At 24.2% G+C, this 7,226-nt stretch carries 4 protein-coding genes and 1 pseudogene; 4 read left to right on the plus strand and 1 reads right to left on the minus strand.

What is annotated here, in order from left to right; all coding sequences use genetic code 11:
- Both Q0V09_RS05520 and Q0V09_RS05525 read left to right on the plus strand, forming a co-directional pair.
- Window positions 1-866, plus strand: a pseudogene (locus Q0V09_RS05520) (carboxypeptidase M32); the annotation flags it as partial.
- A gap of 109 nt (window positions 867-975) precedes the next feature.
- On the plus strand, window positions 976-2,922 hold the full coding sequence (locus tag Q0V09_RS05525; RefSeq protein WP_297487553.1) for a KUP/HAK/KT family potassium transporter: 1,947 nt from the start codon (window positions 976-978) through the stop codon (window positions 2,920-2,922).
- 30 nt (window positions 2,923-2,952) lie between these two features.
- Here Q0V09_RS05525 and Q0V09_RS05530 read toward each other — a convergent pair whose 3' ends face one another.
- Complete coding sequence (locus Q0V09_RS05530) at window positions 2,953-4,467, minus strand: sensor domain-containing diguanylate cyclase (protein WP_297487555.1); 1,515 nt, start codon at window positions 4,465-4,467, stop codon at window positions 2,953-2,955.
- A 670-nt stretch (window positions 4,468-5,137) separates the two neighbouring features.
- On the opposite strand from Q0V09_RS05530, the gene Q0V09_RS05535 reads away from it, so the two are divergent.
- Window positions 5,138-6,286, plus strand: coding sequence for a double-cubane-cluster-containing anaerobic reductase (locus Q0V09_RS05535; RefSeq protein ID WP_297487557.1), 1,149 nt, complete (start codon window positions 5,138-5,140; stop codon window positions 6,284-6,286).
- Window positions 6,286-7,050 (plus strand): acyl-CoA dehydratase activase, encoded by a 765-nt coding sequence (locus Q0V09_RS05540; RefSeq protein WP_297487559.1) that lies wholly within the window; start codon window positions 6,286-6,288, stop codon window positions 7,048-7,050. Before Q0V09_RS05535 ends, Q0V09_RS05540 begins: the two co-directional genes overlap by 1 nt.
- Window positions 7,051-7,226 lie beyond the last annotated feature (176 nt).

Raw genomic sequence — 7,226 nt, forward strand, 5'->3', positions numbered from 1 at the left:
AAGATTTTACAAAATTTATTTTAGAATCAATTGATTTCGATTTTTCAAGAGGACGTTTTGATGAAAGTCATCATCCAATGACCTTAGCTAATAGTAAAGATGATGTTAGAATAACCACATATTTTGATACTAATGATATTAGACCATGTATAACTACAGCTTTTCATGAGGGAGGACATGGTATTTATGAGCAAGATATTGATTCTAAACTTATTGGAACACTACTTGCTGAAGCCTCATCAATGTCTCTTCATGAAAGCCAAGCTAAATTCTATGAAAATATGATCGGAAAAAATATTAATTTTTGGCAAAACATCTCTAATAATTTTTTAGATTCTCATAAAGAATTAAGTTCAATTAATATTATATCTTTATATAATTCATTAAATAGTGTTAATCCATCTTTAATACGTATGGATGCTGATGAATTAACATATAATTTGCATATTATTATTCGGTATGAATTAGAAAGAGATCTTTTAAGTAAAAAAATAACTATTGATAATTTAGAAGAGAAATGGAATGAAAAATATCATAATTATTTAGGAATAGTTCCAACTAATGTTTCAAATGGAATTTTACAAGATGTTCATTGGTTTTCTGGATACTGGGGATATTTCCCAACCTATGTTATTGGAAATATTTATAGTGCTGAAATTTATGAGTATCTTATAAAAAATACTAATATTTTAGAAAATTTAAGTATTAACTCATTAAAAAAACTTCACCTATGGTTTAGAGAAAATATTCATAAATATGGTGGAACTAAATCACCAGAAGAAATCCTCTTTGATATAACAAATACTAAGATAAACCCTGAAAAGTATATTCAATATCTTTATAATAAATATATTACTAAAAAATAATTTAAAACAATAAGAAAAATTTCTACGTCAATATAATTAAAGAAAGCCAAAACACCTTGACTAACTGAGGTGTTTTTATTTTTTGACGAAAGTATCATCGGAGGAATTTATGGAAAATAATAGTAGAAATATATCTCTTAAAACTTTATTTGTAGCTTTGGGAATAGTTTATGGAGATATAGGAACATCTCCATTATATGTAATGAAAGCAATACTCAGTACCAATAACTACATAGTAAATGAAAATCTAATTTTAGGAGGACTTTCTCTTATTATTTGGACTTTAACACTTCAAACAACTATAAAGTATGTTCTTTTAACTTTAAAAGCAGATAATAAAGGAGAAGGTGGAATTTTTTCTCTGTATGCTCTTTTAAAAAATAAAAAAACTTGGTTAGGTTTTATTGCTATTGTTGGAGGAGCCTCTCTTTTAGCAGATGGAATGATAACTCCACCAGTAACTATTACTTCAGCTATAGAAGGTTTAAAAATAATAATTCCTTTAAAAGTTGATACTATTATTTTTATTGTTTTAATTATTCTAACCTTCCTATTTATTTTTCAAAAATTTGGAACTGAAAAAATAGGAAAAATATTTGGACCAATAATGTTTATTTGGTTCTCTATGTTAGCTATTCTTGGTCTTAGTCAAATTATATCCTTCCCTATAATATTAAAAGGTTTTAATCCAATATATGGAATTAACTTATTAATTTCTAATCCCAATAAAATATATATTTTAGGAGCTGTTTTTTTATGTACAACAGGTGCTGAAGCCTTATACTCTGATTTAGGTCACTGTGGAAGAAAATATATATATTATACTTGGATTTTTGTGAAAACAGCATTAATTCTAAATTATCTTGGACAAAGTGCTTATTTATTAAGACATAATGGGAAAATCATTTCAAATAATCCATTTTTTTTAATAATGCCAAAAAGTTTTATAATAACTGGAATTATAATTTCAACATTAGCAGCTATTATAGCAAGCCAAGCTTTAATTTCAGGTTCTTTCACACTTGTATCTGAAGCAATTAAACTTAAATTCTTTCCAAGACTATGTGTTAAGTATCCCAATGACCAAAAAGGACAAATATATATTCCTTATGTAAATTATACTTTTTATTTAGGATGTGTTTTTATGATTTTATTTTTTAAAAAATCAGAAAATATGGAATCTGCATATGGTTTAGCTATAATTATAACTATGATCATGACAACTATACTTTTATCTTATTATATAAGACATAATAAAAAACGAATATTTTCAAGCTATTTAGTTCTCTGTTTATTTTTAACAATAGAAGGTAGTTTTCTATACGCTAATATTTTTAAAATATTCACAGGTGGATATATAACTCTTTTAATCTCTGGTTTTCTAATATTCATAATGTATATTTGGAGATACGGTAGTACTATAAAATCGAGATATACAATTTATAAAAATATAGAACAATACATAGATAAATTTAAAAGTCTAAAAGATGATAAAGAATTACCACTTTATTCAACTCATCTAGTTTATTTAACAAAATCTTCCAAATGGAATCAAATAGAAAATAAAATTTTATTTTCTATTTTTAATAAATATCCTAAAAAATCAAAATATTATTGGTTTATTAATATAGAAGTAACTGAAGAACCTGAAACTGAAGAATATGAAATAAAAACTATAATTCCTAATCAAATTTTTATAATTAAATTTAAATTAGGTTTCAGAGTTAATCAAGGAATAAACCTACTATTAAGACAAGTTATAAAAGATTTAGTAGAAAGTAAAGAATTACAATATACTCCAAAAGAATATATGATAAATGAAGAAAATAGATACACTGTTGGAGACTTTAAATTTATCCTTTTAGAAGAAGTTTTATCCAATGAAAATAATTTAACTTCTTGGGACAACTTTATTATTTCTTTAAAACTATTAATAAGAAAATTTGCAATCTCTCCTGAAAAATGGTTTGGAATTGATACCAGTATTGTACAAGTTGAAAGAGTTCCAATTATAGTTCACAGTAGTAAGCTCACAAATAAATTAAAAAGAATCTAAAAAATGGAAGTTTATAAGCTTCCATTTTTACTAATATAATGTAAATGAATCTCTTCCTTTTTTCTTTGAAGAATAAACTGCTTTATCTGCTTTATCAATTAAACTTTCTATATCTTTAGAATGAGTTGGATAAATTGATGCTCCTACACTTGCAGAGTAATTTATTGAAATATAATTTGTTCTTATTTTGCCTTTTAGAGCTTTATTTATATTTTTTCTAATAAAATCAATATCTTTCAATGAAGCATTTTTTATAAATACAATAAATTCATCTCCTCCATATCTTCCTATTTTAAAATCAAAATTTTTCAAAAAAAACTTTAATTTTTCAGAAAATAAAGTTATAACTCTATCACCATACTCATGCCCAAGAGTGTCATTCACTTTTTTTAAATTATCTAAATCAACAAATAAAATTAAAGACATTTCATCTTTATTCTTTTCTAATATATTCTTAACATTTTTTATAAAAATCTCTTTCCTCAATGTTTTTGTCAATGGATCTTCAAAACCTATTGTAGAATCTATTAATATTTTATCTAAAGAATTTTTATTTTTTAAATCTTCATTTGAATAGTTAGAAGCCTCATATAAGAATTTATCTACTGATTTTGTTTCTTCTAATACTTTCTTTTTTAAGTAATTAGCAATTAATATAAATATCAATATTGTACATAAACATTTTATAATAAAAATCAAAAAAATATTATTAATATATTTTAATATATTAATTTTAGTTAATATAATCCAATTTGTATCTTCTATAAAATTATATGAAACAATGTATACTCCAACTTTTTTTAAAGAATAACTATAATAGATTCCTGGAATTTTATTTTTTAAATTTAATAATATTTCATTTTCATTAATTCCTAAAAAATGTTCAAAAATAATTGCATTATTTTTTTCAGAAATATTTTTTTTTAAACTATGAGCAATTATTTTATAGTTTTCATCAACAATAGCTGAATAAATAACATCATTTTTATTATATAACATTTTCTGAACTTCTTTAAATTTTATTGATCCATGTATAGTCCCTGTAATTTTATTTTTTTTATTAAAAAAAGGTTTACAAACAACATAGATCTTTTTACCATTTGCCTTAGCATAAATCAAAGAACTAATTATCATTTTTCTTTTACATATAGCTTCTTTAAAATATTTTCTTTCAGAAATATTTCCAATTTCTTCATTAAAAGTACTTGTTGACTTTCCATTTTCATCACTTATTCCTATCATTTCTAAATTGAAATTTTTTTGATAAGGAATAGCTTTTTCAGCTCTATTTACTAAACTTATCTGTGTATCTGTAAACTGTATATCCTCACACATTGAACTAATTAGTTCTTTATATTTTTTTAAAATATTTTCTATTTTCCATTTTTCCTGATTACTATTATATAACAATATTTTTGTTATATCTTTTTTAGAATAAACCAATGTATATGCAAAATCTAAAACAATAATAGATAGTATTACCATAAACAATACAGGGATAATATTTTTTATAATTTTATTATATAAAATTTTTTTATCCTTCATATATTCTCCCAAAATTATTTTTTTCACAATATTAATAAATGCATGTTGTAGTATACTCCATTTATTAATATTTTACAATAAAAGAATAAAGAGATAAATTCTCCCCTCAGAAATTTTATCTCTTTATATTTTATACTTATTTTCAATCCTTTTTTTCATTAAGTTTATATTACTATTCCCCTAGCAATATAAAGACTTCTCTATTTTCCTTTTCTCAATTCCCTTAAATTGTCTTTAATTAGATATAATCTGTTTTTTTATACTTTCCCCTTAAACAGTAACAATTTATAATTTATTATACTGCATTTAGTACTAAAAATCAATAATTATTTTATAAATTATTTAAAGACTAATTTAAGACTTTTAAATTTTCATATTTTAATCATTTTAAAATATATTTTTATTTTAACTTATATTTTGCATTGACTTTTGTTCTGTTTTAAGATACTATTAACATATTCAGAATTATACAGGAGGACCTTTATGAAGTGAGTACAGTGATTAATAAAATCTTTTAGGTTAAAAGATTTACTGGAAAACACTTTATTATTAACATAATTTTATTTATTATTAATTAATATTTATATAATGCTAATTTTAAATTGTTTTCAATACTAAATAAGACAAAGTGTTGTCAAGAACATTTAAAATTAAAAATTGGAGGATATTAATGAATAATAAATTTGAAAATATGCTAGATAGCTTTTCTGATGCTAGAAGAAATGGCTTTTTAAAGGTAAAAGAATTAAAAGATCAAAATAAAAATATTGTAGGTGTTTTTTGTACATATACTCCAAAGGAGTTAATATATGCTGCTAATGCATATCCTGTTTCTCTTTGCTCAATTAGCGAAGAAACTATTCCAGAAAGTGAAAAACATCTCCCTAAAAATTTATGTCCACTTATAAAAGCTAGTTATGGATTTGCTTTAACTGATAAATGTCCATACATGTATTTTTCAGATTTAATTGTTGGAGAGACTACTTGTGATGGGAAAAAGAAAATGTATGAATATTTAGGAGAACTTAAAGATGTTCATATTATGCAACTTCCACATACACAAAAAGGTTCTTTAAGTAAAGAACTTTGGGAAAATGAAATTTCAATTTTTAAAGAAAAATTAGAAAGTAAATTTAATACAAAAATAACTGATGAAAAATTAAAAGAAGCTATTAAACTTTGCAATAGAGAAAGAGAAATTCTAAAAGAATTTTATAGTTTAGGAAAATTAAATCCATCTGTAATCTCTGGTTATGAAATACAAAAGATTTTACAAGGAGCTAACTATACTTTTGATAAAGAATTACAAAACAAACAAATTTTAGAATTAATTGAAACTTTTAAAAATAAATATAAAAATAAGGAGTTTTTATCTAATAAAAAAACACCTAGAATTTTAGTTACTGGATGTCCTTTAGGAGGAGTTGTTGATAAAATTATTAAACCTATTGAAGAAACTGGTGCTATTGTTGTAGCTTATGAAAATTGTGGAGGAGCTAAAAATTTAGAGTTTAATGTTGATGAAAATATAGATCCCATTGTTGCTTTAGGAGATAAATATTTAAATATTCCATGTTCTATTATGAGTCCAAATTCTCAAAGAAAAGAACTTTTAGAAAGAATGGTAAAAGAATACGAAGTTGATGGAGTTATTGAAGTGGTTCTTCAATCATGTCATACTTATGCAATAGAAACACATGACATTAGAAGACACTGTACTTCTTTAAATGTGCCTTTCATATCTTTAGAAACAGATTATTCACAAAGTGATCTAGGACAGGTTAAAACTAGAATAGAAGCCTTTGTAGAGATGATATAATGAAAGATTTTTTTATAGGTATTGACATTGGATCTACTGCTGCTAAAGTTGCTATTTTTAAAAATGAAACTTTAATTGACTATTTTACTGAACCTACTGGATGGAGTTCTATTGAAACAGCTAAAAAAATAAAAGAAAAATTATTAAACAATAATATAACAGAAACCAATAGCAATATAATTGCCACTGGTTATGGAAGAATATCTGTTCCTTATGCTGATAAAGTAGTAACTGAAATAACTTGTCATGCTATGGGTGCCAAACATATTTTTAACGAAAATGATATGACAGTTATTGATATTGGTGGACAGGATACAAAAATTATTTCAATTGATCATGGCGTTGTTAATAATTTTTTCATGAATGATAAATGTTCTGCTGGTACTGGTCGTTTTTTAGAAGTTATGAGTAATATTTTAGGTATAACTATAGATGATCTATCGTTGCTTGCACAAGAAGGAAAAGATACTTCCATCAGCTCTATGTGTACTGTTTTTGCTGAAAGTGAAGTTATTAGTTTAATTGGTCAAGGAACTTCTAGAGAAAATATATCTTTTGGTATTATAAATTCTGTTATTAACAAAGTTATTTCTATGTGCAATAAAACTGATCCTAGTCTTTCTTATTGTATAACTGGAGGTCTTTGTGATAATCCATATGTTATTTCAGAACTTTCTAAAAAATTAAATGTTAATGTTAAAAGTAACAATTTAGGAAGATTTGCTGGTGCTATTGGTGCTGCTCTTCTTGCTAAAAAATTATAATAAAAATCTCGTTGCAAAGATTTCTTGCAACGAGATTTTTTAAATTAAACTATTTTTGTTGTCCAGTTTTCTACATCCCATATTTCTGTAGCAATATCCATATAAAAATCAGGTGGTTTCTCTACCCTCTGCGTCTGTCAGCAGGGGTGCCATAACGTTTGGCTGGGGGGAACAGG

It is taken from the genome of uncultured Cetobacterium sp. (assembly GCF_947039425.1).
In the GTDB taxonomy this organism is placed as follows: Bacteria; Fusobacteriota; Fusobacteriia; order Fusobacteriales; family Fusobacteriaceae; genus Cetobacterium_A.